The 26,719-nt window shown below is 62.5% G+C and carries 23 protein-coding genes; 14 read left to right on the top strand and 9 right to left on the bottom strand.

Going from position 1 to position 26,719, the window contains the following annotated elements; all coding sequences use genetic code 11:
* Window positions 1–256: 256 nt before the first annotated feature.
* From NCR37_RS23515 to NCR37_RS23500, 4 genes are all read left to right on the top strand, one after another.
* On the top strand, window positions 257–1,474 hold the full coding sequence (locus NCR37_RS23515; RefSeq protein ID WP_250475221.1) for a porin: 1,218 nt from the start codon (window positions 257–259) through the stop codon (window positions 1,472–1,474).
* 59 nt (window positions 1,475–1,533) lie between these two features.
* The gene (locus NCR37_RS23510) at window positions 1,534–3,300 is read left to right on the top strand and encodes a tannase/feruloyl esterase family alpha/beta hydrolase (protein WP_250475220.1); all 1,767 of its coding nucleotides are present in this window, start codon (window positions 1,534–1,536) and stop codon (window positions 3,298–3,300) included.
* 197 nt (window positions 3,301–3,497) lie between these two features.
* The gene (locus tag NCR37_RS23505; protein WP_250475317.1) at window positions 3,498–3,773 is read left to right on the top strand and encodes a YlcI/YnfO family protein; all 276 of its coding nucleotides are present in this window, start codon (window positions 3,498–3,500) and stop codon (window positions 3,771–3,773) included.
* A 652-nt stretch (window positions 3,774–4,425) separates the two neighbouring features.
* Window positions 4,426–5,250, top strand: coding sequence for an ATP-grasp fold amidoligase family protein (locus tag NCR37_RS23500; RefSeq protein ID WP_250475316.1), 825 nt, complete (start codon window positions 4,426–4,428; stop codon window positions 5,248–5,250).
* 92 nt (window positions 5,251–5,342) lie between these two features.
* Here NCR37_RS23500 and NCR37_RS23495 read toward each other — a convergent pair whose 3' ends face one another.
* A complete protein-coding gene (locus tag NCR37_RS23495; RefSeq protein WP_250475219.1) occupies window positions 5,343–6,536 on the bottom strand; it encodes a glycosyltransferase family 4 protein in 1,194 nt (397 codons plus the stop codon).
* A 1,894-nt stretch (window positions 6,537–8,430) separates the two neighbouring features.
* Here NCR37_RS23495 and NCR37_RS23490 point away from each other — a divergent pair.
* From NCR37_RS23490 to NCR37_RS23470, 5 genes are all read left to right on the top strand, one after another.
* The gene (locus tag NCR37_RS23490) at window positions 8,431–9,318 is read left to right on the top strand and encodes an ATP-grasp fold amidoligase family protein (protein WP_250475218.1); all 888 of its coding nucleotides are present in this window, start codon (window positions 8,431–8,433) and stop codon (window positions 9,316–9,318) included.
* Between the two features lie 12 nt (window positions 9,319–9,330).
* Complete coding sequence (locus tag NCR37_RS23485) at window positions 9,331–9,873, top strand: DUF4142 domain-containing protein (protein ID WP_250475217.1); 543 nt, start codon at window positions 9,331–9,333, stop codon at window positions 9,871–9,873.
* Between the two features lie 101 nt (window positions 9,874–9,974).
* Complete coding sequence (locus tag NCR37_RS23480) at window positions 9,975–10,235, top strand: hypothetical protein (RefSeq protein ID WP_250475216.1); 261 nt, start codon at window positions 9,975–9,977, stop codon at window positions 10,233–10,235.
* 127 nt (window positions 10,236–10,362) lie between these two features.
* Window positions 10,363–11,376, top strand: a complete 1,014-nt coding sequence (locus NCR37_RS23475; RefSeq protein ID WP_250475215.1) for an ABC transporter substrate-binding protein — start codon at window positions 10,363–10,365, stop codon at window positions 11,374–11,376.
* Between the two features lie 54 nt (window positions 11,377–11,430).
* Window positions 11,431–12,387, top strand: coding sequence for a TauD/TfdA dioxygenase family protein (locus NCR37_RS23470; RefSeq protein ID WP_250475214.1), 957 nt, complete (start codon window positions 11,431–11,433; stop codon window positions 12,385–12,387).
* A 52-nt stretch (window positions 12,388–12,439) separates the two neighbouring features.
* Here the strand turns inward: NCR37_RS23470 and NCR37_RS23465 are convergent, their stop codons facing one another.
* The 6 genes from NCR37_RS23465 to NCR37_RS23440 all read right to left on the bottom strand — a co-directional run bounded on the left by NCR37_RS23465 (window position 12,440) and on the right by NCR37_RS23440 (window position 20,207).
* Entirely contained in the window at window positions 12,440–13,264 is an 825-nt protein-coding gene (locus NCR37_RS23465; RefSeq protein ID WP_250475213.1) for a CHAD domain-containing protein, read from the bottom strand.
* A 122-nt stretch (window positions 13,265–13,386) separates the two neighbouring features.
* Window positions 13,387–15,057 (bottom strand): purple acid phosphatase family protein, encoded by a 1,671-nt coding sequence (locus tag NCR37_RS23460; protein ID WP_250475212.1) that lies wholly within the window; start codon window positions 15,055–15,057, stop codon window positions 13,387–13,389.
* A gap of 23 nt (window positions 15,058–15,080) precedes the next feature.
* Window positions 15,081–16,547, bottom strand: coding sequence for an esterase-like activity of phytase family protein (locus NCR37_RS23455; RefSeq protein WP_250475211.1), 1,467 nt, complete (start codon window positions 16,545–16,547; stop codon window positions 15,081–15,083).
* Between the two features lie 113 nt (window positions 16,548–16,660).
* Window positions 16,661–17,953 carry a sugar efflux transporter gene (locus NCR37_RS23450; protein WP_250475210.1) on the bottom strand — a complete coding sequence of 431 codons (1,293 nt, stop codon included), beginning with the start codon at window positions 17,951–17,953 and terminating at the stop codon, window positions 16,661–16,663.
* A 111-nt stretch (window positions 17,954–18,064) separates the two neighbouring features.
* Complete coding sequence (gene budC, locus NCR37_RS23445) at window positions 18,065–18,847, bottom strand: meso-2,3-butanediol dehydrogenase (protein ID WP_250475209.1); 783 nt, start codon at window positions 18,845–18,847, stop codon at window positions 18,065–18,067.
* Between the two features lie 58 nt (window positions 18,848–18,905).
* Entirely contained in the window at window positions 18,906–20,207 is a 1,302-nt protein-coding gene (locus tag NCR37_RS23440; protein ID WP_250475208.1) for an L-fuconate dehydratase, read from the bottom strand.
* A 142-nt stretch (window positions 20,208–20,349) separates the two neighbouring features.
* Here NCR37_RS23440 and NCR37_RS23435 point away from each other — a divergent pair, with 142 nt between their 5' ends.
* The 4 genes from NCR37_RS23435 (at window position 20,350) to NCR37_RS23420 (ending at window position 24,727) form a co-directional block, all read left to right on the top strand.
* Entirely contained in the window at window positions 20,350–21,108 is a 759-nt protein-coding gene (locus NCR37_RS23435; protein WP_250475207.1) for a GntR family transcriptional regulator, read from the top strand.
* Window positions 21,109–21,160: 52 nt separating this feature from the next.
* Entirely contained in the window at window positions 21,161–22,672 is a 1,512-nt protein-coding gene (locus tag NCR37_RS23430) for a sugar ABC transporter ATP-binding protein (protein WP_250475206.1), read from the top strand.
* A 19-nt stretch (window positions 22,673–22,691) separates the two neighbouring features.
* The gene (locus NCR37_RS23425) at window positions 22,692–23,717 is read left to right on the top strand and encodes an ABC transporter permease (RefSeq protein WP_175943914.1); all 1,026 of its coding nucleotides are present in this window, start codon (window positions 22,692–22,694) and stop codon (window positions 23,715–23,717) included.
* 68 nt (window positions 23,718–23,785) lie between these two features.
* A complete protein-coding gene (locus NCR37_RS23420; RefSeq protein WP_250475205.1) occupies window positions 23,786–24,727 on the top strand; it encodes an ABC transporter substrate-binding protein in 942 nt (313 codons plus the stop codon).
* A 47-nt stretch (window positions 24,728–24,774) separates the two neighbouring features.
* Here the strand turns inward: NCR37_RS23420 and NCR37_RS23415 are convergent, their stop codons facing one another.
* Complete coding sequence (locus NCR37_RS23415) at window positions 24,775–25,116, bottom strand: hypothetical protein (RefSeq protein WP_250475204.1); 342 nt, start codon at window positions 25,114–25,116, stop codon at window positions 24,775–24,777.
* A 90-nt stretch (window positions 25,117–25,206) separates the two neighbouring features.
* On the bottom strand, window positions 25,207–26,109 hold the full coding sequence (locus NCR37_RS23410) for a LysR family transcriptional regulator (protein ID WP_250475203.1): 903 nt from the start codon (window positions 26,107–26,109) through the stop codon (window positions 25,207–25,209).
* A 224-nt stretch (window positions 26,110–26,333) separates the two neighbouring features.
* Here NCR37_RS23410 and sdhC point away from each other — a divergent pair.
* The coding region (gene sdhC / locus NCR37_RS23405) for a succinate dehydrogenase, cytochrome b556 subunit (protein WP_250475202.1) at window positions 26,334–26,719 on the top strand (386 nt) is incomplete at its 3' end.

Raw genomic sequence — 26,719 nt, 5'->3', positions numbered from 1 at the left:
TTGTAGCCGGTACCAACGTCCACGCCGATGACCCCACGCGGCATAACGATTCGAGAGGGAGACGCATCCATGCCTGACGCCTTTGCGCCCTAGCGCCGCCGCGCAGTAGCAACACCCGCGGTAACAACCATCGCAAGCCGTAGCCGCCGCCGTCTCACGACGCGCGGCACGGACCGGCTTTGCCCAACGTCGTAGCCATCAAAAGAACATGAGGGATTCAAACGTGAGACGTCGACTGAAGCAGTTAGGGGCAGGGATGATTGCAGGAACCGCGGCCATCGCCGCGCCTGTTTTCGCGCAAAGCAGCGTGACGCTGTACGGTATCGTCGACGATTCAATCGTCTATCAGAACAGCCAGACGAATCTGGCGCGCTCGGCGCCGGGCCGCTCGAACGTCAAGATGGCCTCGGGTATCTGGGCGGGCAGCCGCTTTGGCCTGAAGGGCGCGGAAGATCTGGGCGGCGGCTACAAGGCCATCTTCCAGCTGGAATCGGGCTTCGATATCAATAGCGGCAGCCAGCAGTTCACCAACGCGATGTTCGGCCGTCAGGCGTGGGTCGGCCTCACGAACGCGAACTTCGGCACGCTGACGTTGGGCCGTCAGTACACGTCGTACTACACGCTGCTTTCGCCGTATAGCCCGACGAACTGGCTGACCGGCTACTTCGGCGCGCACCCCGGCGATATCGACAACATGGACACGATCTACCGGGCCAACAACTCGGTCGTGTACACGTCGCCGAAGCTGTACGGCTTCACGGTGAGCAGCTCGTACTCGTTCGCAGGCGTGCCGGGCAGCGCCTACCAAGGCTCGGCGTGGTCGGCGGCGGTGCAGTACGCGCAGGGTCCGGTCGGCATGACGGTCGCGTTCGAACGCTTCAACAATGCGGCCAACGGCGGCGGCATCTATAGCGGCAGCTCGGCGGTCGTCAACAACACCGCGGCCACCGACGGCACCGGCCAGCCCGGCGTCTCGGCGCTCACCGCGGGCTATCAGCGCGCGCAGGCGCAGAACCGCTTCGCCGTCGCGGGCGGCTACGCGTTCAACAGCGCGTGGGACATCTCGGTGACGTATTCGAACGTGCAGTACATCCCGGGCATCAACTCGCTCTTCACCGACGAAGCCATCTTCAATACGGCGGGCACGGTGCTGCACTGGAAGGCATCGTCGGCATGGGATCTCGCCGCGGGCTACAGCTACACGTGGACGAGCAAGGCGAACGGCATCACGAGCGCGGCGACGTATCACCAGTTCAACCTGTCCCAGTACTACGCGCTCTCGAAGCGCACGGGCTTCTATGCGCTCGAAGCGTTCCAGCGCGCGAACGGCAATACGCTGTCCGCGCCGGGTGCCAACAACACGCCGGGTCGTCAGGTGACGGCGAACGCGACGCTCGGCGACGGCTTCCAGAATGCGCCGTCGGCCACGCGCAACATGTTCGGCGCAGGCGTGGGCATCATCCACCGCTTCTAAGCCGCATTCAACTCGAAGAAACAATACGTACAACGAACCAACATAGCATGGAGATCACCATGACAGTCACGAGACTACTTGCGCGATTCACGCGCGCACCCGCGGGCGCAGTGTCGCTGCTGACGCTTTGCGTGGCGTGCATCGCCGCTGCGATGGTCGCGGCGTGCGGCGGAAGCAGCGGCAGCGGCAGTTCCAGCAGTGCGGCTTTGTCGGTCGTGAAGCCGGTCGTCGATTGTTCGAAGCTCGCCTCGCTCGATATCAGCGATGTCGGCGGCGCGGGCAGTTCCATCACATCGGCCACCGTCACCGCCGCAACCATCAACGGCGCGACGGTCAACTTCTGCACGGTCAAAGGCACGCTCGCGCCGTCGAACACCTTCGAGGTCGCGCTGCCCGTCGATTCATGGACGCAGCGTTTCGCTGAACTGGGTTGCGGCGGACTCTGCGGCAATCTGAGCGACCCGACCAAGCAGAGCTCGTTCAGCTTCAGCTACACGTGCCCCCTCGTGCAGCAAGGCGGCTTTGTGACGGCGGCGACCGACATGGGACACTCGGGACAGGATTCGTCATGGACGACCGACCCGCAGAAGCAGGCCGACTTCGCGTATCGCGGCCAGCACATCACGACGCTCGCCGCGAAGAAGCTGATCCAGACGTACTACGGACAGGCGCAGAAGTATTCGTACTTCGTCGGCTGCTCGGACGGCGGACGCGAAGCGTTGATGGCCGCGCAGCGTTATCCGTCTGACTACAACGGCGTCGTCGCGGGCGCGCCGGCCGCGCATTTCCAGGTGCAGAACTCGCTCTATCACGGCTGGAGCGTCGAATCGAACAGCACGACGGGCACGAGCGCCGGCAAGGCCGTGCTCTATGCGGACAAGGCCGCAGTGCTGCACAAGGCGGTCGTGGCCGCGTGCGGGGGGCAATCGGGCGCGCCCGACGGCTTGATCGCCGATCCGCGTACTTGCCATTTCGATCCGGCGACGATCCAGTGCGGCGCGAACGCGTCCGATACCAGCAGCTGTCTGACAGCGGCGGAAGTCGCGACGGCCACGAAGATCTACACCGGCCCGACCGATGCGACCACCGGCGTGCGCATGCTCGCGGGCGCGCCGCAGTACGGCTCTGAGGTGAACTGGCCGGGCGTCGAACTGCCGACGTCCAAGTCGACGGATGCGCCGGTGCCCGTCACCAGCCTCTTCAGCTATATGATCGTGAGCGGCGCGTACAACCTGATCTTCACGGGATCGCCGACGACGCCGAACATCGACACTTTCGGCTATCGCGACGCGAGCTTCTATCCTAACTACTTGCAGGCCAACCATCCGCTCAACGATGCAACGAATCCCGACCTGTCCGCTTTCAAGAAGGCCGGCGGCAAGCTGATTCTGTGGCATGGCTGGGCGGATCAGCATATCTCGCCGCTCTTCACGATTGCGTATTACCAGGCGGTGCAAAACACCATGGGCGCTGCGAGCGCGAGCGAGTTCACGCGTCTCTATCTGGTGCCGGGCGTCGGTCACTGCGGCGGCGGCGAGGGCTTCCCTAACATCGACCTCGTTTCGCAAATCACTGGCTGGGTCGAGCACGGTTCGTCGCCCAATGCGGTCATGACCTATCAAACCGACTCGAGCGACAAGGTCACGGCAACGCGCCCGGTCTATCCGTATCCGGCGGTGGCGAAGTACACCGGCAGCGGCGACTGGCACGATGGCGCGAACTACACGCAAGGCGCCGCGTTGTACACGGGCGTCGCGCCTGCCTGGGCCGGATCGAGCCTCTACACGCCCTATACCCCGAAGACTCAGGGCGTAGCCGCGCCGTAAGTCTTATCGACGGACTCCAAGCGGGTGTTTGCCGCGCACTGTCACTCCGTGGCATTGCGCGGTTTTTTCATGAGCAGTAAACCGGCTGGAACAGAAAGACATTGCGACGCGCTGCTGCTTCGTGGTAGAAGCACCGCTGCGTTCGCGGCTGCGCGGCGCGTGTAAGGGATTCGTTTGTCGCCACGAAGGAGCAGATGTTGAGAAGGACCGCCGAAAACAAGTTGAAGGTGGTCGCGGTACGAGTCGAGCCGGCAATCGAGCAGAGATTGCGGCTACTGGCGGAAGTAACGGGACGCAAGCAATCATTCTTTTTGCAGCAGATGATCGAACGGGGCATCGGCGCAATGGAAGATCTCTGGCTTCCGCCCGATGTCCTCGAAGAGGTGCGGGGCGGCAACCTGCAGGCGCGGCAACCCGTGGCTGCGGCGACGCCTGATCTATTCAGCGATTTGTCTGATGAGACGGCTGAATAGGCGCGTCGGCTTTATCTGCGCAGGTGAAACAGCTAGCGAAAATGATTTTCGTTTAGCAAAAGCGCATAGCAGATTTCGCAGTTTCCGGTGAAAAAGCGAAACAGCATGGCGCGCAATGACTCCATGATTTAGCCGCCGGATAAAACCCTACCCGATAATCCAAGCGCCTTGCTTCGAGACAAATGGCGGACGCTGATTTTCAGCGAGCGCCTTACGTTGCAAGGCGTTCATCGCCGTGAGGTCATTCAGCAGACGCCTCCGCATAACGCCTTTCGCACGTCGCTCGATGCGGGCCGCATTAATCGGGAATCGCTCTTGCTCCATGCTGCGGCGAAAACATGCGGTCATCGGCACTCCCGCAAAAGTCAATGCGCGTCACGCGGCATTTTCTAACGGCTAATACAAGGAAAATCCGCAGGCAACCGTTTCTGGGGTGCTGTGTACGCTTCCGCACGGTGGTCAGACCGCTGCCTTTGGGACGATTTCGGGGATACACCTAACCGGTGAAAAGCCCGAGGCGCCCGCCACCGTGGGCCGCGAATCGCGCCTGAACATTACATGACATTTACAGGGGGATAACCGGATGTCGCTTTCGAAAAGGCTCCTTGACAGCGCTAAAGTCTTTCTGCCCGACGACGTCTTCTTGAGCTTCGTGCATCGCCGCAGGATCGGGCGATTTCCCAATCTCAAGCGTCCGCTGACCTTCAACGAACAGATCCTCAGCCGCTGCCTGCACCCGGATCCGCGCTACGTGGATCTCAGCGACAAGCTCGCGGTGCGCGACTTTATCGCGCGAAAGATCGGCCCGCAGTATCTGATTCCGTTGATCGCCGAACCCGCCGTGTTCACCAGGACCGTCTTCGACCAGCTGCCCAACGAGTTCGTGATGAAGGCGAACCACGGCAGCGGCTTCGTGAAGGTCGTGCGGGACAAGAAGGATACGACGTTCGAGGAACTCGCGGCGCTCGCGCAAGAGTGGCTCGCGACCGACTTCTACAAGATCGCGCGGGAACGGCACTATCGCGCGATCAAGCCGCGCGTGTACTTCGAAACGCTGCTTCTCGATGACAACGGCGTCGTGCCCGCCGACCTGAAGTTTCACGTATTCAATGAGAAGTCGGGCAAGCAGACCATCTACATCATGGTGATTTCCGATCGATTCGGAGAGACGCCGCGCGGCGATATCTTCGACGTCAACTGGAACGTGCAGGACATCACTTTTGGCGCATACGCCCGCAGCGACACACCCGTTCCCCGCCCCGAGAACCTCGACGCGTTGCTCGAAGTCGCGAACGCGCTCGCGAGAGACTTCGAATACGTGCGTGTCGATCTGTACTCGCGCAACGATGACATTTACTTCGGCGAACTAACGTTCACGCCGGGCGCAGGCGTGTTGCGGATGCTTCCCGAAAGCGTCGACTATGAATGGGGCCGGCTTCTGCAGATGACACGCCGGCCGCTGCACGCCGGAGCGTAACTCTCGCGCGCGCCACAACGGCGCGCGGCACACCGCATCGCTCAGACGGCTACGCTTCGCGTAGCCGTTTTCTCTCGTCGCTCGATCCGACATCATTTTTCAAGCACGTCTGGGCGCGGAGGCGAAGCAGCGTCGAACGCATCACGCGATGGAAGCGGTAGCGTCATCGCGCGTTGAGCCTGTGCCTCGAAGGTCTCACGCGAGAAGCGGCGACGGAACTCGGCCGCGAGCGCAGCCATCGGAACCTCGCGCGCCGCGAAGATGCGTTGCACGAATGCAGTGTGATCGCCGGGAGGGAAGAGCAACGTTTCCGGAAGGTAAGCATCGAGCCCGGACACCCGCGATACGACGATCGGGCGCTCCGCCAGCACCGCTTCGATCATGACGAGCGGCACGCCTTCGAAAGCCGACGGCAACACCAGGGCGTCACTCGCCGCGATATAGGGCAGCACGTCAGCCTGCGCGCCCATCATTCGAACGTGAGCAGACAAGACCGGGCTTGCTTGCACCCAGTCCGCCGTGCGTTGCGCGTCCGGTCCTTCACCGACGATGAGTACGATCGCGCGCTCGAAGGCGTCGGGGTGTCGCTCTATGGATTCGAGCAGAAAGTCTTGTCGCTTATGTCTGAAGTCGATGCGCCCGATATGCGCAATGATGGTCGTCTCGTCGTCCGGCAGGCCGAGCATGGCGCGGGCTGCTGACCGCGTGAGCGTGGACTGTGCGAAGCGGTCGTCCACGCAATTCGCGAGTATCGTGGTGCGCGCGTTCGGTGCGAGCGTGCGCAGCTTCGCGCGCAGATGTTCGTTGAGCGTGATGAATTCGTCCGGCATGCGGTACACGCCGCGCTTCACGAGCCATTTCAACCGGTCGAGGAGGCGAGCGCTGTCGGGACCGTCGCCTACGAGCGGGAGATAGCTCACCGAGCGCGTGCCTGTCAGCCGCGCGGCGAAGAGCCCGGCGAGTCCTGAAACAATCGTGCCTTGCGCGATGAGTAGGCGCGTCAGTTTCAACCCGCGGAGAACGGAGGCGGTCGAGCGTGTCATGCGAAGTAGCGCGAAGGCATTCCCGCGTATCGACTCTGCTGTATATGACAAGCCAATCGTATGCACTTTCGGATGGGCACGCGCGAGGTCTTCCACGAAACCGAACAATGCGATGTTTTGTCGAGGCGCCAGGATATGCAAGGTTTCAATCTGCGCGTTCGCGACGAGCGCCAACATGAAACGCTTGAGCATCTCCTCGTGCCCGCCGTTGATGCCCGAATCGCAGTAGATTCCAACCTTCACGCCATTCTCCCTTTTCGTGCGCGTCCTCGCGCTTCTTCATGGCCTTGCCGCCGACAGCGTCGAGCACGTCTATGCGTCAGGAGTCGAAAACGCCACCTGCATTCCGTCTCAAAGTAGCTTAGGCAAAAAAGGAATGAATTATTAGCAGTGGCGCGTTATCTGACTGCCGCGCACCGTTAGACCCATGTCAGGCTGACAGATAAGTCACCACGCCGTTTGTATGTAGAAAGCGTTTAGCACGATGTCCGAAGCGATTCGAACGGCTTGCATCTAAGCATCGATCAGGCCACGTCTCTAACGGCGGCTTGCAACGGAACCGCATGGTACCTGCAATCTCTGTTGCATGTCGGCTACGCGCTCAGTGTAAGGAAAACGGCAGTCGGTGTCTGCCGAAATTAAAACGTGAACAAGGATCGAACGCATCGTATCGAGTGATCATTCCCGCTACCTAACCGTAAATAGGTGTGCTAAGGTCAGTTCGTTTCCGATGTGCGGTAGTTTCGTCGTTTGAAACATCGTCTTCTTGACCGATGCACCAACGCGTCGCAGACGGCGCTCCAACCGATATGTGACCATGGACCAGCGGGAAGAGTGGCGATCGCTTTACTGCGTCGTGTGTCCTCGTTGCGAAAGCGTATCGCCGGCGGATGACCTATCGTGTCCCTACTGCGGCGCAGACCGGCACGGCGCGGTGCTGACGCGAACTCGGGCGTCTCTCTTCGAATTCGACGAAGCGGCGCGCGCAATGGTACGCGCCGCTTCGTCGCAAGTCGGCGAGATGCGACGCAATCAAACGAACGATGCAACGCCATCAGGCAGCGCGGATCAATCGGCAGCCTTGCTTTCATTGCCAAGCTCCTTCGCCGTCAAGCCGAGCTCGATTGTCATGCTGGTCGTCGGCATGTGCATGCTGATCGGTATCTATGCGTGGGTGCGGATATCGAACAGTCCGGGTGCTCACGAGGCGCATGAAAACCCCGTCAGTGCCGCCGGTACTGTTCATAAGCTCGAGGCAGTTGCACCGGCCACTCGTTCCGATCGCCATGACGCGACCGGACGCCCCGCGCCCGAAGAAGCCGTCTCGCTCGCTCAGCAACACTTTCTCGCGATGACGGGTGCGCCCGGCCGGGCCACGTTCGGCTTGCCCGCGTCGGCTGACATCGCGTCATGCGGCTTGACGGCGGGACCTGCTTGGCTCGCTTCGTTGTCTGCGTGCGACGGCTCGGTTGCAACGCAAGTGTCACAGGCAACGCCCGACATCAACAAAGCAGCGAGCACGCCCATTCCTGAAGCGCCTCATTCAATAGCGTCTGCGATGATAGCCTCGCCCGCAATCACGAAGGCCGCGACGCAGACTCATGGTCGCGTCGAACACACGTCGGCAAGCGCGCGACACGCATCGACGCGTTCGCGTGCGCATGCCAGCGAGAGGACGGCTCACCCGCCGCCCACGCTGCGTTCCGTTCGCCATGCGAAGAAGAACGACAAGACACATCCGCGTGCTCGTACCGTGCAGCGGGCATCGGCACCCGCACGCGGCGAATACGACGCATCGGATGCGCCAGGCGCAGGAAGCCTCGCGCCGGCCGGCGATCCCGCGATGACGTCTACCGAAAGCTGGAAGCCGAGCAGCGTCCCGGACTCGCGCGACAACCTGCGTTCGCGCCTCCGCGCTTTATTGCCGGCGGGCACGGCGGCCACCAACAAAGGCCGCGGAGAGGCGCACTGAAGATGCGCGTCGGCCACGCGGCTCCGCGTTGCAATGTGGTGATCCGCACATTCCATTTAGTCTTCCCTTTGCAAGAATCTCTTGCTGTAATTATTCCCGGTGGAACGAGCCATAACGAGCACAAGATCGTTCCATTGTCTTCCCCCGAGGCATGAGGGCTTCCGGATGTTTGCCAAGACACTCATCGACGGCGCGAAGGCGTGGCTGCCGGACTCGGTGTTCTTAAGCATTTCGCACCGTCATAACGTCGGACGATTCCCGAACATGTGGAATCCCAGGACGTTCAACGAGAAGATCCTGCATCGGTGTCTCTATCCCGACCCGCGTTACATGGATCTGACCGACAAGCTGAAGGTTCGCGTTTATGTGGCGAACAAGATCGGTCCGCGACATCTCATCCCTTTGCTCGCAGAACCCGGCGCTTTCACGAGAGAAGTCTTCGATGCTTTGCCTTCGTCCTTCGTGATGAAGGCGAATCACGGCAGCGGTTTCGTCGAGGTGGTGAAAGACAAAAGCCGCGTGTCGTTCGAGCAGCTCGCGGCGCTGTCCGAACAATGGCTGTCCACGCCCTTCTACAGAGTGGCGCGAGAACGCCATTACCGCATGATCGAGCCGCGCATCTTCTTCGAAACGCTGCTGCTCGCCGAAGATGGCGAGGTCCCTGCTGACCTGAAGTTCCACGTCTTCAACTCGCCATCCGGCCAGCAGACGGTTTTCATCACGGTTATATCGGGCCGCTTCACCGACCATCCTCGCGGCGACACGTATGACGCCGCGTGGCGGTTGCAGGACATCTGGTTCGGGCACTACCACCGTAGCGACACGCCTGCGCCGCCGCCCGCATCGCTGGATTCGCTGCTCGAAATCGCAGGCGTGCTGGCGAAAGAGTTCGAATACGTGAGAGTCGATCTTTACGAAGCCAACGGAAACATCTACTTCGGGGAACTTACGTTCACGCCGGGCGCGGGAGTTTTCCCGATACGTCCGGATCACGTCGATTACGAATGGGGCCGGCTCTTCAAGGTCAACCCGCGACACCGATTCAATAGATAGGCGCGAGCGCGAATGGACGAGAGACGGAGAATCGCGTGCGGCTGCCTGCTCCTCATGGCGCTTTCCGTCGGCGCTCGTGCGCAGAGCCGGTCGCTCTCGGACGCGCAGATGGTCGGTGTTCTGCTGACCGCGAATCAGGCGGAGATCGCAGCAGCGCAGATTGCGTTGCGCAGGACACGGTCCACCAGCCTGCGGAGTTTCGCCACGCGCATCGTCGATGAAAACGCGCAGATCGCACAGGAGACGAACGACATGTTGCGAAGGCTCGGCGCGAACGCGCAGCCGAGCAGCACGAGCGACGCGCTCGCGCGTCAAAGCCGCGACGACACGGAGAGGCTCGACGAGGAAGACGAATACGCATTCGCGCAAGCCTATCTCGAACGCGAGGTCGATTTTCTCGGGCGGCTCGTGAATACCGTCGATGAATTCATTCGATCCACGCATAGCGCGGATGTGAAAGTACTGCTCGTGCGAGTGAGGCCGGCATTCACTCTTCACCTGGATCAGGCGCGACGACTTCAACTGGCGTTTCAACGCCCCGGCTTCGGTCATTGAGGGCCACAGGCGGCGTCTGCAATGCATTTCACGAAGTCTTGTTTGCCGATCCATTATAGGCGCGCTAGATTGGAATCATTCACGCACTGTCGGAGCCGGCCATGTCACAGATCCTGACGCAATACTGGCAAGCGTTATTGGTCCCCGTAGGACGGGCTCGACAACGCTGGCGGCAACGCGCATACGAGCGGGCGATGCGAGCGTGCGGATGCTCGGACGCAAGCAAACTCAAGCAACGCGACGAGCAGGCAAGCGGCCCGGAGCGGCTCGAACAGATCGCGCTGTACGCGCGCGCGGGCTATTTCAACATGGGCTATACGGTGGACGCGTTCAGCACGCCCGCCGATTTGCCGCCGCATTGATTTCGACGACAGCCGCGCGTTTCGCATATCGCGCAGAGGCATATTCGTAGCATTCTTCCTTCGTTTGTGCGCAAGCGCCGCGCTTGTACAGTGAACGCTCCTGACACTTCGCTCGGACGTTCAGCGCATGAGGGCATCTTCCGCATTCAATCGACTGGTTGTGCTCGTTGCGCTGGTTGCGTCGTTTGTTGCATTCGGCACGGCGCACGCGGAAGGAACGGTACGCATCGTCGATCAATATGGCATCGGCTCCTTGTTGCTGAAAGTGGTGAAGGACCAGAAGTTGATCGAGAAGGAAGGCGCGCGTGGGGGACTTCATATCGACGTCCAATGGACGACGCTTTCCGGCGGCGCGGCGGTCAATGAAGCCTTGCTGTCGGGCGCCGCTGACATCGCCACGCTCGGCATCGGTCCGCTGATGACGATATGGGACCGCACGCGCGGTCATCAGGATTTCCGCGCGATGTCGGCGCAAAGCGCGGTGCCGGTGTATCTCGTGTCGAACGATGCGCGCATTCGCAGCATCGCGGATATCGGCGAGAAGGACCGCATTGCGGTGGTGTCGGTCGCCGTCTCGCAGCAGGGGCGGCTGTTGCAGATGGCTTCGGCCAAGGCGTTCGGCGATGCCGAATACGCGCGTCTGGACAGATTCGAAGTGAACATGCCGCACGCGGATGCGACGACGGCAATGCTCGCAGGCAGCTCCGTTATCAACCTTCACTTCTCGAACGCGCCTTATCAGTATCAGGAACTCGACGACCCGAAGATTCACAAGGTCACTAGTTCGACGGACATACTGGGCGGCCCGGCGACCAGCAGCGTTGCGGTCACATCCGACAAATGGCGCAAGGATAACCCCCGCACCTATGCGGCCGTACGCGCGGCGCTCGTCGATGCGGCGCGGCTCGTTCGATCCAACAAGCCTGAGGCTGCGGCCATTTATATTCGACAGGACGCATCGAAACTGTCACCGACATTCGTCGAACGCATTCTGAACGACAAGGACGTGAGTTTCTCCACGACCCCTGAAAACACACTCGCACTCGGCGCCTTCCTGTTCAAGGTCGGCGTGATTCGCCACGAGCCGAAGTCGTGGCGCGACTACTTCTTTACCGACGATCCCGATGCGCAAGGCAGCTAACGTCGTCGGGTTGCTCGCAGAAACAGACCAACACTCAAAGCGGAGATTTCGCCCATGAACGCAGCCGTCATCGCACACCAGGCAACCGAACACGAGATCGAAGTGCGTCCCTTGTCTGCGCATATCGGCGCAGAGATCAGCGGCGTCGATCTGACGCGTGCGTTGCACCCTGCTCAAGTCGCGGCCATTCGCGCGGCATTGCTGAAGTGGCGCGTCGTGTTCTTCCGTGAGCAGTTCCTTACGCATGAACAGCATGTCGCGTTTTCGGCGCAGTTCGGCGAATTGACCGTCGGGCATCCCGTATTCGGTCATGTAGAAGGTCATCCTGAGCTGTACTCGATTTCGAAGTTTCGCAAGGCGACGCGCTTCGAAGGTCAGGCGTTGCTGCGGCCGTGGACCGGATGGCATACGGATGTGACGGCAGCGGTCAATCCGCCATTCGCATCGATACTTCGCGGCGTGACGATTCCGCCGTATGGCGGCGATACGCAGTGGACCAACCTCGTCATCGCTTACGAGAAGTTGTCCGCGACGTTGCGCGCATTCGTCGACGGCTTGCGCGGCGTGCATCGCTTCGCGCCGCCGCAAGGCGCGAGCGGCACGGATGCCTTCGCCAAGGCTGTCAACGAACACACGCTCGTCACCGAACATCCGCTCGTGCGCGTGCATCCCGAAACCGGAGAGCGGGCGTTGTATGTGAGCCCCGGCTTTCTGAAGTCCATCGTCGGCCTGACGCCGCGCGAGAGTCAGGCGCTGCTCGAATTGCTATGGGAACATGTGACGCGTCCGGAGTTCACGGTCCGCTTCAAGTGGGAGCCGGGCAGCATCGCGTTCTGGGACAACCGCACGACGGCCCACCTTGCGCCGACGGATATCTTCGACCTCGACTTCGACCGTCAGCTATATCGCACGACGCTCGTCGGCGATGTCCCCGTCGGACCTGACGGCAAGCGGTCTATCGCGATAGAAGGGTCGCCTGTGGGCGCGGCCGCTGCCGTCGCGCTGAACTGAGCGCAGCGGCGACCGGGTCGAAGCAGGGCCGCATCACAAGGGCGGCCAGCCGCTAAAGCAGCTTGGCGGCGGCCTTGAATCTGCGCTTCTGTTCTTTCTCCAGCACGCGCAACGCGCGGTCCGCCGCGCCGTCGGGCAATGCCGCGCGGTGCTCGAGCAGCAGATCCCGGCTCGCGACGACATCGTTCAGTTCACCGAAACGCTTTTGCACGCGCTTCAGGATTTTCAGGCCCTTGCGCTGCTTCTTTCCCAGAAGCGGCTCGAAGAATTCAAGCAGATAGCGAACCTTCTTTCCAGCCTTGCGGACTTCATGAAACGAGGCATAGTCCGAGCGGCCTTTGCGTGATGCCACGCGCATCCGCTTCTTGAGTTGCTTTTGCGCTGCAACGACGCGCTGTCTGGCGAATTTGGTCAGCGGGGTGCGTTGCGCGGCCGTGTTCAACTCGCGATTCGCTTCGCTCATCGCTTCACGCAGCGTCTGCTTAACACTCGCATGAGCCAGCGTTTCGAGGCTCTTTTTCGAGGCTTCGGAGCGGCTCTGGCGGAATGCGTCGAGCAGTTCGCGGTCGCCGGTGGCTTCCACCAGACTGATGAGGATGTCCCAGTCACGCGTATTGCCTGCGGCATTCGCAAGAAATTTGTAGATGGCGCGCTGCTGCGTATCGAAGTCTTCGTGAAGAATGGGACGGTACGCCCACAGCAGCGTGCGCAGGCGTCGCAGCGCCACGCGCAGCTTATGCAGTTGTTCCGCCTCGCCTTCGTTTTCCAGCGCGGACGCCTGAGCGATGGCTTCGCCGACGAGCGGCTCTGCAAACGTCGAAAAATTCGTCTCAGCGGTCGCCGGGCGATTGTCGGCGTTCTCGTCGTCCTTTTTCATGATCGTTTCCCGGTGTGATGCAACGGCATCTACGAGGCAAGATTCGTACCGCAACGAGAATGCGATAAGAGCCTTGCTCGTTGCGCCGGAGCCGCCGGGGGATTGTCACGAGACGTTCATATTCAGCGGCGGCGTTGCTTTTCAAGGACGATGGTTTCGAAGAGCTCGTACTCGGCGGTGGGCGTCTTGTCCGCGCCCGGCGCGTGGTAGTAGTTCATCGTGATCGACGTCTTTCCGCCGCGTTCACCCGGATCGTGATCGAATACGGCGATGCCGTAGCCCGTGCCCGTATCGCGCTGCGCGGACCAGATGGCGTCCTCCACCGCGTCGGCGACAGGGCGCACGAAAGTGCCCGCCGTCTTGCCGGGCACCGGGCGATTCGGCTTGGTGAAGACCTGCGCTAACGGGTTGCCCGTGCCCGCATCGGTGCCGTAGACGTCGAGCGGCGCGCTCGTGCCGCCGCCGCCGAGTATCAGATGCACGGTGCCGTGCGTCGTGTCGATCGGATCGTTGGCGCGCTGTGTCGTGGTGACCGGGCGCGGCTGCAACGTGTCGACGCGTTCGCCCGTCACGGCATCGCGGCCCGCGTGATGGTTGCAGCCGCGCACGGGGTGGCTGCGCTCATAGTCGTGATCGTGGCCGCACAAGACGAGATCGACGCCGTATCGGTCGAAAAGCGGCAGCCATGCTTCGCGAATGCCCTTGTCGGAGCCGTTGCCTGTCTTCGACGAACTGAGCGCGTCCTGATGCATCTGCACGACGATCCAGTCGATGTCGTCATCGTGCTTCGCCTCGCGCAAGGTCTTCTCCAGCCAGCGCGTCTGTTCGCCGCCGCTATAGCCACGCACGTAGAACGACGTGCCCGGTTCAATTGCAGGATGGCCGGTGCTCGCCGCCGGCACCAGCGGCGAGGGTCCCGCGACGAACGCGGCGGCGTCCTGATACACGACATCGTCCGCATCCAGCGAGATGAAAAGCACGGAGCTCACCCGAAAGCTATACCAGCGGCCGCAGAAGCGCGTGCCATTGTCGGGCAGGGTGTAGCGCGTGAGGTAAGAATCGAAGCCCTGCAAACCGTTATTGAACTCGATCTCATGGTTACCGGGACACGGCATCCAAGGGCGATTCGCGGCCGACACTTGCGCGTTGTTGCCGAAGTCGCGCCACACGTCCGGCTGATGCGTCGGATTCAGATTGGCGTAGCAGAGGTCGCCGTTCAGCAGATGAAAGAGCGGCTGAAAGCGTTCGACGGCCTGCACGGCGAAGCGGCTTTGCGGCGATGACAGCACCCATCCCGTGTTGGGCGTCGCGAGATCGCCGTAACTCGTGAAGCGGAATGTGCAACGCCCGCGCGGCGCGGTGCGAAAGCTCGCGCAGAACGGCTGGCCCGCGTTGCTGTCGTTGTCGGCCGTGACTTCGTAGCGATACGTCGTGTCCGGATGCAGACCGTCGAGCCGCGCGTGATATGTGCAGACGATTTCACCATTGAGACCGTCGGTATAGGTGCGCTGCACGGCGTGCATGAGCCGCGCGTGACCATCGTGCGTGGTGAGGCGAACGCGCGGCTTGACGGCCGGCGCAAGCGACGCCCAGCTCACGACCACTTCATGCGCGGGATCTTCGCCCCATGTGAGGTGGATTTGCTCGGGCGTGCCGTCGGGCGAGGCCGCCTTCGCGTTCGCCGCGCCGCTGAGGGCGTTCGCGGCTGTCGCGAGCCCCGAGGCGCCGGCGAGCTTCAGGAAACCTCGGCGCGATGCAACGCGCCCGCTATCGTGCGAATCGTGTGTCGTCATGGGAGGCTTGGTGTCGTGGGCGGTCAGTGGCCGTGATGGTGGTCGTCGTGATCTTCGCGGTCGATCCGGCACAACGCCTCGCCGCGATGCGGCAGGCGCTGCGCTTCGAAAGCCGGAAGATCGGATGCGTCCACCGCGAAGACGAAGAAGCGGTTCGGATTGTCGATGCCGCCAGGGTGATGCGTATCCGTCACCGTGCCGATGAAGTCGTTGTCGTTCGCGATGAGAAGCGTGTGCTTGAGCGCGCCATTCACGCGCACGTCGGGGCCGAACGCGAGGCTTTCCAGCTTCGCGGGAATGTCGGTGGCCGCGAAGCCATGCGCGGACAGCGCCGCGACCACATCCAGAAAGAGCGTCTTCTTCAGCGCGAACGGCGCGAGTCCTGCGGCACCGCTCGCCTGGCTCACATCCTGCGCGTCCGTGAGATCGACCTTGTACACGCGCTTGAAAACCGCGGCCGAGTCGTCGCCCAGACCTTTGCCGTCGCGTTCATCGAGCAGCAGCTCATGATCGTTGATGGCGACGATATCGCTGATCGTCGGATAGTTCGGCTTCGCGGTCGTGCCGATGTTGCTGAGCGGATAGGCGAACTGCGTCGTCTTGCCCGTGCGCAAGTCGATGCGCAGGATGCGCGTGTAGCCGCCGCTCGTGCCGCCGTCTTGCAGCAGCGGGCTTTGCATCGCGCCGAAAAGCGTTTCGCCGTCGGGAGAAATGGCAAGGCCCTCCATGCCCTTGTTCGCGACGCGTCCCGATGTGTTCTTGCTGATCTCGTCGCTGCCGACGGGCGAAAGCGTCGTGACCGCGAACGATGCGGGCACGCGCACGACCGCCGTGCGCTCCCCGGTGCGGCGATCGAAGCGATAAATGTATGGGCCGTACTCGTCCGAGATGAAGACGCTCGCGCCATCGCGCGATACGCGGATACTTTCCGGATCGAAGCGCGCATCGAGCGGATACGTTGAGGACTGCGTCGGCGCGAAGTTGTCCGAGCGGCCGGTGAAGTAGTGCGTGTGGTTTGTCGCATTCAGCGCGGGTGCGCCGTTGCCGACGCCAGCGGCGGCGCTGTCGCCGTATGCGAGCGGGTCGCGCGTATGAAGCAAGGTCGTATCGAGCAGGCGGGGCGTGAGCGTGTAGGGCAGCGTGCCGCTCTTGCCGGACGCTTCGAGCTTCAGACTCAAGGTCTGGAAGCGGTTGATGTACGAAGCGGTATCGTCCAGCGCCTTGTTATACGCGATCGCGTTCGGGCCGCGATCGGCCACGGCGAGAAACGTATCGCAGCCCGCATACGCGAGCCCCGAGCCCAGTCCGCCGAGCAGATTGCCCGGCGCGCCGTTTTCGAGCGGCGCGGCGGTCTGCTGCGAGCGGTCCACGCTGTTGCCGCTCAACTGGCCGATGGCGATGAGATCGACGCTCGCCCACGCCGATGAACATGCCGCGCACAGCGCGAGCGTCAATGTCAGATTACGCGCAACAGCGGAAGCTTGAAGCATCGATGTCTCCTTCATCCGGCATGCGAAGTGATTGGACTCGCATTATTGCGGGACTGAAGTGACGTTTGTATGACTCGTGCAATGAACGGCTCGTCAAACCGAAGCCTGCGCCCTCAGCGTACCGGCATCCGCCATTGATTCACGCGGACCCATACGTATCGCGCAATCAGCCTGAACGGCGGATTGGCGAACAGCACGAGCGCGCCGAGCGCGAGGCACCCGCAGACGAGAAACGTGCCGCGATAGCCGATGGCTGCGACGAGCGCGCCCGATAACACGCCCGAAAGAATGGAGCCGACGCGCGATGCGTTGAAGAAGAGCGCCGTTGCCGCGCCGGGATTGCGCGGCATCAGATCTTGGACGTAGGTCATGCCGAGGCACGACGTCACCGCAACGACGAACGCGTTGAACGCCTGCATCGGAATGAGAAACTGAATGGAGCGAGAGGACGCGACGGCCACGAAATAGACGATATGCACGGCGGCGCATGCGGCGAGCCAGCGTTGCTTGTCGAGATTCGAGCCGCGCGCGCCGAGCGCGAGCATCATCGGGATTTCGAGGAACGCGCCGAGCCCGAGCATGATCGATACATCGATCTGCGTGCCGCGAAGTCCCTGCACGACATAGAGCGGCAGCACGATCATCGTCGCGTTGGCCGCGAGGCCGATGAGCGTCAATGCAATCGTCGCACGCCAGATCTGCGCGCGGCTGGCGGGCACTTGCTTCGCCGGATCATGCGATTCCTCGTGCTCGGTCATCGTCGTGACTTCGAGCAATGACGCAGGATCGCCCGCATAGTGGGCGTGCGGCGCAATCGGCTTCTCCTTGTCCTTGATGCGCCATGCAATCGCGCCACACGCCGCGAACGATGCCGCCGCGAACAGAAAGAGGCCGTGAAAGCCTGCGGCGGCCAGCACCAGCGCGCCGACGGACGGACCGAAGACCCACGCCATCGAGAGCACGGTGCGCAGCGTGGCGAGCGCGAAGGAACGCTCGGCGTCGTCGGTGACCGGCAGTGCGGCGCGGCCGAAGGAGAACACGAGCGTCATGGCGGCGCTGCCGACGCCGAGAAACACGACGCCCACGGTCACGAGCGACGCATAGCTGCGCAGCACGCACAACAGCACAAAGCCGAGCGCCGACGCGGCCAGCGCGCCCATCAGCAACACGCGATGATGACCGTGCTTATCCGACCACTTGCCCGCGAAGGCGCTGGCGAGCACGCCGCTTGCCGCGATGAGCGTCATGAAAAGCCCGAGTTGCAGCGGCGTCATGTCCGCCTCCTGCACGCCGAAGAGCGACAGAAACGGCGCGGTGAATGACATGGCGACGCCCAGCATCAGCGTGACGCCGGCAAGCGGCATGAACGAATGCAGGCGCGCAAGACGAAAGAAGCGAGCGTCCATCAACGGGGAAATCCTTCGGAAAATGCAGGCGCGGAATGCGTGCGCGTGACAGTAGCGCAATCGACATTCCGCGCGTAAAAGAGTGAGCGATGCCCGGTGGAGGATTGGGGATCACGCCTGCGGCGGCTGTCCGTTGGATGCGCTCAAGCCGCCGTCCACGGGAAGATTCACGCCCGTAACGAAGCGCGCATCGTCGCTCGCGAGAAACGCGATGACGGCGGCGATGTCATCCGGTTGCGCGGCGCGGCCGAGCGGAATGCGCTCGCGGAACTTCGCCATGAGTTGTTCGTCGCCGAGCATGTCTTCGGTCAGTTCCGAGGCGGTGAGGCTCGGGCAGACCGCGTTCACGCGCACGCCGTCACGGCCGTGATCCATCGCGAGCGCGCGCGTGAAGTTCGTCACCGCGCCCTTGGCCGCGTTATAGAAGCTCATGCCCCAGTCGCCGCCGAGGCCGGACACCGACGACACGTTCACGATCGAGCCTTTCGCCTGGATCAGATGGCGAATGGCGGCGCGGCTGCAATAGAAGACGCCGTCGAGATCAGTCGACATGATCGCGCGCCAGTCATCGAGCGATGCCTCGTCGATGCGGCCCGTCGGCGCAACGCCCGCATTGTTCACGAGCACGTCGATGCGCCCGAAGCGGGCAATGGTGGCGTCGATCAACTGCTGCGCGTCTTCGAAGCGCGAGACATCGCACGCGTGGACGAGCGTGCGCGAGGCATCGAGATCGCGCGCCACGCGTTCGAGCTTGTCCCGCGTGCGGCCGGCGAGCACCACGGATGCGCCCTCGGCCGCGAACCGGCGCGCAGCGCCTTCTCCGATGCCCGAGCCCGCGCCTGTCACGATGACGACTTTCGAAGCGAAGCGAGAAGACTGTGTGGAAGCGTTCATGGTGATAGTTCCTCGTTAAACGAATCACCCGAACGCGCAGATTTCGTTCCAGCGCCGGTCACTTCACGCGCCACGCTTCCCCGTCCGGAAAGTGATGCTTGTCCAGCGATGGCGCGTGCATTTCGATGCTGTAACCCGGCCGCTGCGGCGGCATATAACGGCCATTGCGAATCACCACCGGATCGATGAAATGCTCGTGCAGGTGATCCACATATTCGAGCACGCGATTCTCGAGCGACGCCGACACGCAGATGTAGTCGAACAGCGAAATATGCTGCACGTACTCGCACAGACCGACGCCGCCTGCATGCGGACACACCGGCACGCCGAACTTCGCCGCCATCAACAGCACGACGATCACTTCGTTGAGACCACCGAGACGGCAACTGTCGATCTGACAGAAGTCGATCGCCTCCGCTTGCAGCAACTGTTTGAACATGACGCGGTTCTGGCAATGCTCGCCCGTCGCCACGCCGATGGAACCGAGCCGGCGCCGAATGGCCGCGTGCCCGAGTATGTCGTCGGGGCTCGTCGGTTCCTCGATCCACCACGGGTCGAACTCGGCGAGACGCCGCATGTTCGCGACGGCTTCATCGACTTCCCATACCTGATTCGCGTCCATCATCAGCTTCGCGTCGGCGCCGATTTCTTCGCGCAGAATGCGGGCGCGCCGCACGTCTTCTTCCAGATTGCCGCCCACTTTCTGCTTGAAATGCGTCCACCCTTGGGCGACGCCTTCGCGAGCCAGGCGGCGGATCTTCTCGTCGTCATAGCCGAGCCATCCCGCCGATGTCGTATAGGCGGGGTAGCCGTGCGCGAGCATCTCCTTCTCTCGCTCGCCGCGCGTGCTCGCGTGGCGGCGCAGCAGCGCAATGGCTTCGTGAGGCGTGATCGCATCGGTCACATAACGGAAGTCGAGGCAGCGCACGAGTTCTTCGGGCGTCATGTCGACGAGCAGCTTCCACACCGGCTTGCCTTCGGCCTTCGCCCACAGGTCCCACACCGCATTCACGACGGCCGCCGTCGCGAGGTGAATCGCGCCCTTGTCCGGACCGATCCAGCGCAACTGACTGTCCGACGTGATCTCGCGCCAGAACGCGCCCATGTTTGCCGCGATGTCTTCGAGCTTCTTGCCGACGACGAGATGACTCAGCGCCTCGACGGCGGCCACGCAGATTTCGTTGCCGCGTCCGATGGTGAACGTGAGTCCGTGTCCGCTGATTCCGGCCGACGAATCGGTTTCGAGCGTGACGTACGTGGCGGAATAGTCGGGCGCGGCGTTCATTGCATCTGAACCGTCGAGCGAACGCGAAGTGGGGAAGCGGATGTCCCGAACGGACAGCTTGGTGATCGTTGTCATGGGTTTGCCTCCGGGGCAATGTGCGATTGACTACGGTCTGCGGGAAAACACTGATGAGCTTCGACGCAGCAAGGCGATGCAGGCAGCTTTGCGCGTTCTTAGGCGTTTGCACGCGTTGACAACGTCGAATCTGCTTTCTAGCATGCTAGCATCTTCAACGGAAATCAAGCCCGCCGTGAGCCCTTCATCCGATGCGGTCATCGTGAGTAGTCCGTATGATGCGCTGCACAAGATTGCCGCCGGCCAGCGCGGCAGTCTGACCGGGGCGGTGGAAGAGGCATTGCGGGAAGCCATCGTCACGCTGGCGCTCGAACCGGGAATGATGATCGACAAGATAGCGGTTTGCGAGCGCATGGGCGTCTCGCGTTTTCCCGTATCGGCCGCGCTGGCGAGACTGGAACACGCGGGCCTCGTCGAAGTCTTGCCGCAGCGCGGCACGCGCGTGAAGCCCATCGCGTTGCGCGATATTCGTCAGCATCTGTTCATTCGCAGCGCGCTCGAAGTGGAAACCGTGCGCGGCGTTGCTGCGATGCATGACGCCGCCATACTCGAGGCGCTCGAGAGCAACCTTGCGCAACAACGCGAAGCCATGGCGAACGGCGCGCGCCTAGCGTTTCATGCACTCGATCTGGCGTTCCACGAGATTTTGCTCGATGCCATTGCGCTGCCGCGCGTAAAAGAGATCGTCGCGGTGTCGCGCAATGCGCTCGACCGCGCGCGGCAGTTGCTCGCGAGCCCCGAGCGCCTCGTGCACACGCTCGACGAGCACGAGCGCATCTTCGATGCGCTCAAGAAAGGCAAGGCCGATGCCGCCGCCAAAGCGATGCACGACCATCTGGACCAGGTCGTCGCCGAATTGCACCGCTCGGCGAAGGACAGACCGGACCTCTTCGAGCCATGACGCGAATGTCGGCTCCCCGGTCGCACTATGAACGCTCATTCACGACGACTCCATGACTCCGCTCATTTCCGTCAGCCATCTCAGCAAGCGTTTTCCCGGTGTACGCGCGCTGCATGAAGTGCAGTTCGAACTCATGCCGGGCGAGGTCCACGCGCTCATGGGCGAAAACGGCGCAGGCAAGTCCACGCTCATGAAGATTCTCGCGGGCGTCTACAACCGCGATTCGGGCGAGATGCTCGTCGATGGAAAGCCGGTCGAATTCACGAGTCCGCGCGAGGCGCAGGCGCTCGGCATCGGCATCATTCATCAGGAACTGCATCTGATGAACCATCTGACGGTCGCGCAGAACATCTTCATCGGACGCGAGCCGCGCAAGCTGATGGGCCTGCTGCTCGACGAAGACAAGCTGAATGCGCAAGCCCGCGAGATTCTCGAGCGCATGCATGTGAAGCTCGATCCGCGCGCGGTGGTCGAGACGCTGACCGTCGCGAGCCAGCAGATGGTGGAAATCGCGAAGGCGTTGTCGTTCGAATCGCGCGTGCTGATCATGGACGAGCCTACGTCCGCGCTCAACGACGCGGAAATCGCCGAGCTGTTCCGCATCATTCGTCAGTTGAAGGAACGCGGGGTCGGCATCGTCTACATCTCGCACAAGATGGACGAGCTCAAGCAGATTGCGGATCGCGTCACGGTGTTGCGCGACGGCGAATACGTCGCCACCGTCAGCGCGCGGGATACGAGCGTCGAGACCATTATCGGCATGATGGTCGGCAGAACGCTGACCGACCTGACCTCGTTTCTCGGCGGCGCGCATCAGGGCGAAGTGGCGCTGGAAGTGAAGCATCTTAACGCCGGGCCGCTCGTGCGAGACGTGAGCTTCACGCTGCGCAAGGGCGAAATACTCGGGTTCGCGGGACTCATGGGCGCGGGCCGCACGGAAGTGGCGCGCGCGGTGTTCGGCGCGGACCCGGTCGAGTCCGGCGAGATCATCGTGAAAGGCGCGAAGGCGACCATCAAGAAGCCGAGCGACGCGGTGGTGCGCGGCATCGGCTATCTGTCCGAAGACCGCAAGCGGTTCGGCCTCGCGACGGGCATGGACGTGGAATCGAACATCGTCATGTCCAATCTCGGCAAGTTCCTTTCAGCGCGCGTGTTTCTGCGCCGCTCGAAGATCCGCAGGACGGCCACGCATTTCATCAAGCTGCTCGGCATTCGCACGCCTTCCGCGACGCAGCCAGTGCGCCTGCTTTCCGGCGGCAATCAGCAGAAGATCGTCATTGCGAAGTGGCTCGAACGCGACTGCGACGTGCTGTTCTTCGACGAGCCCACGCGCGGCATCGACGTCGGCGCGAAGAGCGAGATCTATCGCTTGCTGCGCTCGCTCGCCGAACAGGGCAAGGCAATCGTCATGATCTCGTCCGAGCTGCCCGAGGTCCTGCGCATGAGTGATCGAATCGTCGTGATGTGCGAAGGGCGCATCACGGGAGAACTTTCCGCCGGCGAGGCGACGCAAGAACGCATCATGCAGCTTGCGACGCAGCGCCCGACTCTACAAGCGGCATGACCCGCCAAGGACTTGAGACATGACACAGCCTACCGATACCGCCGCGCTCGCCAGCGACAAACCCGCCAACGGCTTGCGCTCACGCGTGTTCTCGCCGACCGCGCTGCAAAAGCTCCTTGCGTTCGCAAGCCTGATCGTGCTGCTTGTGTTCTTCAGCTTCGCGTCGCCCGCCTTCATGCAGATGGATAACATCCTCGGCATCCTGCAGGCGACGGCCGTGAACGGCGTGCTCGCCATCGCATCGACATTCGTGATCGTGACGGGCGGCATCGACCTGTCCGTGGGCACGCTGATGACGTTCACCGCCGTGATCTGCGGCGTGTTCCTCACCTACTGGCACATGCCGATGTGGGTAGGCATCATCGCGGCCCTGGCGACGGGCGCGGTGTGCGGCACCATCTCCGGCACGCTCACGGCCAAGATGAAGATTCCGCCCTTCATCGCGACGCTCGGCATGATGATGCTGCTCAAAGGTCTTTCGCTCGTGGTGTCGTCGGACAAGCCGATTTACTTCACCGACACCGAGAACTTCTACATGATCTCGCAGGACTCGCTTATCGGCTACTTTCTGCCGAGCGTGCCGATTCCGAATGCCGTGCTGATCCTCTTCGTCGTGGCGATCGTGAGTTCCATCGCGTTGAACCGCACGGCGCTCGGCCGTTATACGTTCGCGCTCGGCAGCAACGAGGAAGCGGTGCGTCTGTCGGGCGTGAACGTGGATCGCTGGAAGATCGCCATCTACGGGCTCGGCGGCGCGATTTGCGGCATCGCGGGCCTGCTGATCGCTTCGCGTCTGAACTCGGCGCAGCCTGCGCTCGGACAAGGCTATGAGCTCGATGCCATCGCTGCCGTCGTGATCGGCGGTACGTCGTTGAGCGGCGGCTCGGGCACGATCCTCGGAACCATCATCGGCGCGTTCATCATGAGCGTGCTGACCAACGGTCTGCGCATCATGTCGGTCGCGCAGGAATGGCAGATCGTCGTGACCGGACTCATCATCATTCTCGCGGTGTATGGGGATATTCTGCGTCGCAGGAAGCGTTGAGCAACAGGCGCGCAAAGAAGACGTATCAGCAAATCAAGAGAGACAGTCTATCCAGGAGGAGAACCTTCATGTTCAAAAGAAGAATCATCGGTGTCCTGATCGGTTTCGGCGCAATCGCTACGGCGGCCAGCACGGCCTACGCGGACGAAGCGTACATCCCGCTCATTTCCAAGGGATTTCAGCACCAGTTCTGGCAAGCGGTGAAGTCGGGCGCGGAACAGTCGGCGAAGGAGCATAACGTCAGGGTGACGTTCGAAGGCCCCGAAACGGAAGCGATGGTCGACAAGCAGATCGACATGTTGTCAGCCGCGCTTTCGAAGAAGCCGCAGGCTATCGGCATCGCGGCGCTGGACAGCAAGGCGTCCGTTCCGCTGCTCAGGCGCGCGCAGAACAACAAGATTCCAGTCATCGCATTCGACTCGGGCGTCGATAGCGACATTCCGCTCACGACCTGCACGACCGATAACCTCGCCGCCGCCGCGCTCGCTGCCGACAAGATGGCCGACGCCATCGGCAACTCCGGCGAAGTGGGCGTGATCGTGCACGACCAGACGAGCCGCACGGGCATCGACCGCCGCGACGGCTTTCTCAACGAGATGAAGTCGAAGCACCCGAACATCAAGATCGTGTCGGTGCAATACGGCGGCGGCGATCACCTGAAGTCGGCTGAAATCGCGAAGGCGATGATTCAGGCCAACCCGAACATCAAGGGCATCTTCGGCGCGAACGAAGGCTCGGCGGAAGGCGCGGCCATCGGCATCAAGGAGTCGGGAAAGAAGCTCGTGCTGATCGGCTACGACTCGGGCAAGGAGCAGAAGGAAGACATCACTTCGGGGCTGATGTACGGCGCGATCACGCAGAACCCGATCGGCATCGGCAGATGCGTGGTCGATTCGGCGGTGAAGGCGCTCAAGGGCGAGAAGCTGCCGAAGAAGATCGATACCGGCTTTTACTGGTACGACAAGAGCAACATGAGCGATCCGAAGATCGCGGCCGTGCTTTACGACTGATCGTGGCAAGCGGCGCATCGCGCGGCTACGTGCGATGCGCTGCTTCGCTACTGCCCCGTGCCGCCGTTTCTCATCGACCCGGTGGACGACTCGCGTCCGGTCGGCGTGCCGCCGTTGCCGCTGCCCGGCGTCGCGGCGGTTCGGCCGCCGCCCGTTCCGCCGCTATTACCCGTCCCGCCCACGCCGCCAGTGGTCCCGCCAGGGCCGCCTGTCGCGCCGGTGGCCGCGGCGCTGGTTCCGCCGTTGCCGCCCGTCGACTCGCCGGCGCTGACGCCGCCGGTATGTTTCGCGTCGCCCATGCCGCCGAGGCCGGCGCTGCCTGCGGCGAAGGCCGCGCTGGAAAGCGACACGATCGCGGCTGCGACCAGTGTCCTGGATACGTTCGTCATGTGCGTTCTCCCTTCGACTGCCCTTGACTGCCTTCGACGCTCGCAATGCGCATGCCATTGCGACGCAGCATCATCGGCCAGGGGGAAGGGTTAGAGCGCATCGACGGAAGAAGCGAACGCGCGCGCCGTCTCGATGAAATTCGCGGTCTTGGCGCGCGTCGCTTCTATCCGCGAAGCCAGCGCGAGCCGGATGGAAATGACCTTGCCCGACACCTCGCGGTACGCGACGCCTTCCACCTGAATCTGGCAGACGGACGCGGGCACGAGCGACACGCCGAAGCCGGCCGCCACCAGATTCACCACGGACGAAAGCTGCGGCGCCTGCTGGCCCGCAATCGGCTCGAACCCGGCCTCCCTGCATGCGCCGACGATCACGTCATGCAGCGTCGGACTGGCGACGCGCGGGAGCATCACGAACGGGTCGTCGGCAAGCCCGGACAGGGCGATCTTCTTCTTCTGGGCGAGCGGGTGCGTGCTGGGAAGCACGGCGCGCATCGGCTCGATGGCGATGTGATTGAACTCGACGCCCGCCGGCGACTGACTGCCGAGTCGCACGAACGCGACGTCGACGGTGCCTGCATCGAGCCACGCGAGCAACTGCGCCGTGTTGCCTTCCGCAAGCGTCAACACGACGTTCGGATAGGACTGGCGATACGCGCGGATCAGCTTCGACACGACCGGATTGAACGCGGCCGATCCCGTAAAGCCGATATTCAGTTGCCCCATCTCGCCGCGCCCCGCGCTTTGCGCGTTCTCGACGGCGGCGCGGGCGTCTTCCAGAATGCGCCGCGCGTCGGTGGCAAACGCTTCGCCAGCCTCCGTGAGCACGACGCCGTGCCCCGTCCGGCGAAAAAGCCGCACGCCGATTTCGTCTTCGAGCGCGTGAATCTGCTGGCTGAGCGGCGGCTGACCGATGCCGAGCCGTTCGGCTGCGCGCGTGACGTTCCGCTCTTCTGCAACGGCCAGGAAATACCGGATGTGACGCAGTTCCATGCGATATATGCCGAACGTATTTCAGATAGAGGAGATAGATATTGGACAGTATAACAATCGCGCGACAAAATACCGCTGTCGCGCAGTCCGCGCGGCTGCTACGCGCCCGTTACGCACCCGCGAACATCGTCAGCCGGCCCGCAGAGAGGCACGCGACGAGTCGCGACCCACGCGTGAAGGCAGCGTCTGCGTTCATCGGGATTCAGAGAAAGAAGGGGTCTAGCATGGCTGAAGCCGTAAAAAAACCAAGGCCCGAGTACCGGAACATCGGGCTTGGACAGATCGCGAAGTACCGCTTGCCGTGGGCGGGCAAGGTGTCCATCCTGCATCGCATTAGCGGTCTGTTGCTCTTCATCGCGCTGCCCTTCCTGCTGTATCTGCTCGACCAGAGCCTGACGTCGGAGATCAGCTTCGAGGCGTTCAAGGGCTTTCTCGCGCACCCCCTCGTCAAGATCATCACGCTCGTGCTGTCGTGGGCGTATTTGCATCACTTCTGCGCGGGTATCCGCTTTCTCGTGCTCGACATGCACGTGGCCGTGAACAAGGAAGGCGGACGGCAGACCGCCATCGCGGTGCTGGTCGTGTCGCTCGTGCTGACGCTTGCCGTCGC

The sequence above is a fragment of the Caballeronia sp. GAFFF1 genome, assembly GCF_023630705.1.
In the GTDB taxonomy this organism is placed as follows: Bacteria; Pseudomonadota; Gammaproteobacteria; order Burkholderiales; family Burkholderiaceae; genus Caballeronia.
Note: the sequence above shows the minus strand (reverse complement) of the source record. Positions and strands in the feature narration are given on the sequence as shown.

What these genes read in the sequence shown, in the direction of transcription:
- NCR37_RS23415 (WP_250475204.1), bottom strand. Translation starts at nt 25,116, where the DNA reads ATGACGAACGTATCCAGGACACTGGTCGCAGCCGCGATCGTGTCGCTT.
- NCR37_RS23420 (WP_250475205.1), top strand. Translation starts at nt 23,786, where the DNA reads ATGTTCAAAAGAAGAATCATCGGTGTCCTGATCGGTTTCGGCGCAATC.
- NCR37_RS23510 (WP_250475220.1), top strand. Translation starts at nt 1,534, where the DNA reads ATGACAGTCACGAGACTACTTGCGCGATTCACGCGCGCACCCGCGGGC.
- NCR37_RS23460 (WP_250475212.1), bottom strand. Translation starts at nt 15,057, where the DNA reads ATGACGACACACGATTCGCACGATAGCGGGCGCGTTGCATCGCGCCGA.
- NCR37_RS23435 (WP_250475207.1), top strand. Translation starts at nt 20,350, where the DNA reads ATGCTAGCATCTTCAACGGAAATCAAGCCCGCCGTGAGCCCTTCATCC.
- NCR37_RS23480 (WP_250475216.1), top strand. Translation starts at nt 9,975, where the DNA reads ATGTCACAGATCCTGACGCAATACTGGCAAGCGTTATTGGTCCCCGTA.
- NCR37_RS23440 (WP_250475208.1), bottom strand. Translation starts at nt 20,207, where the DNA reads ATGACAACGATCACCAAGCTGTCCGTTCGGGACATCCGCTTCCCCACT.
- budC (WP_250475209.1), bottom strand. Translation starts at nt 18,847, where the DNA reads ATGAACGCTTCCACACAGTCTTCTCGCTTCGCTTCGAAAGTCGTCATC.
- NCR37_RS23475 (WP_250475215.1), top strand. Translation starts at nt 10,363, where the DNA reads ATGAGGGCATCTTCCGCATTCAATCGACTGGTTGTGCTCGTTGCGCTG.
- NCR37_RS23490 (WP_250475218.1), top strand. Translation starts at nt 8,431, where the DNA reads ATGTTTGCCAAGACACTCATCGACGGCGCGAAGGCGTGGCTGCCGGAC.
- NCR37_RS23485 (WP_250475217.1), top strand. Translation starts at nt 9,331, where the DNA reads ATGGACGAGAGACGGAGAATCGCGTGCGGCTGCCTGCTCCTCATGGCG.
- NCR37_RS23410 (WP_250475203.1), bottom strand. Translation starts at nt 26,109, where the DNA reads ATGGAACTGCGTCACATCCGGTATTTCCTGGCCGTTGCAGAAGAGCGG.
- NCR37_RS23430 (WP_250475206.1), top strand. Translation starts at nt 21,161, where the DNA reads ATGACTCCGCTCATTTCCGTCAGCCATCTCAGCAAGCGTTTTCCCGGT.
- NCR37_RS23450 (WP_250475210.1), bottom strand. Translation starts at nt 17,953, where the DNA reads ATGGACGCTCGCTTCTTTCGTCTTGCGCGCCTGCATTCGTTCATGCCG.
- NCR37_RS23515 (WP_250475221.1), top strand. Translation starts at nt 257, where the DNA reads ATGATTGCAGGAACCGCGGCCATCGCCGCGCCTGTTTTCGCGCAAAGC.
- NCR37_RS23465 (WP_250475213.1), bottom strand. Translation starts at nt 13,264, where the DNA reads ATGAAAAAGGACGACGAGAACGCCGACAATCGCCCGGCGACCGCTGAG.
- NCR37_RS23455 (WP_250475211.1), bottom strand. Translation starts at nt 16,547, where the DNA reads ATGCTTCAAGCTTCCGCTGTTGCGCGTAATCTGACATTGACGCTCGCG.
- NCR37_RS23425 (WP_175943914.1), top strand. Translation starts at nt 22,692, where the DNA reads ATGACACAGCCTACCGATACCGCCGCGCTCGCCAGCGACAAACCCGCC.
- NCR37_RS23470 (WP_250475214.1), top strand. Translation starts at nt 11,431, where the DNA reads ATGAACGCAGCCGTCATCGCACACCAGGCAACCGAACACGAGATCGAA.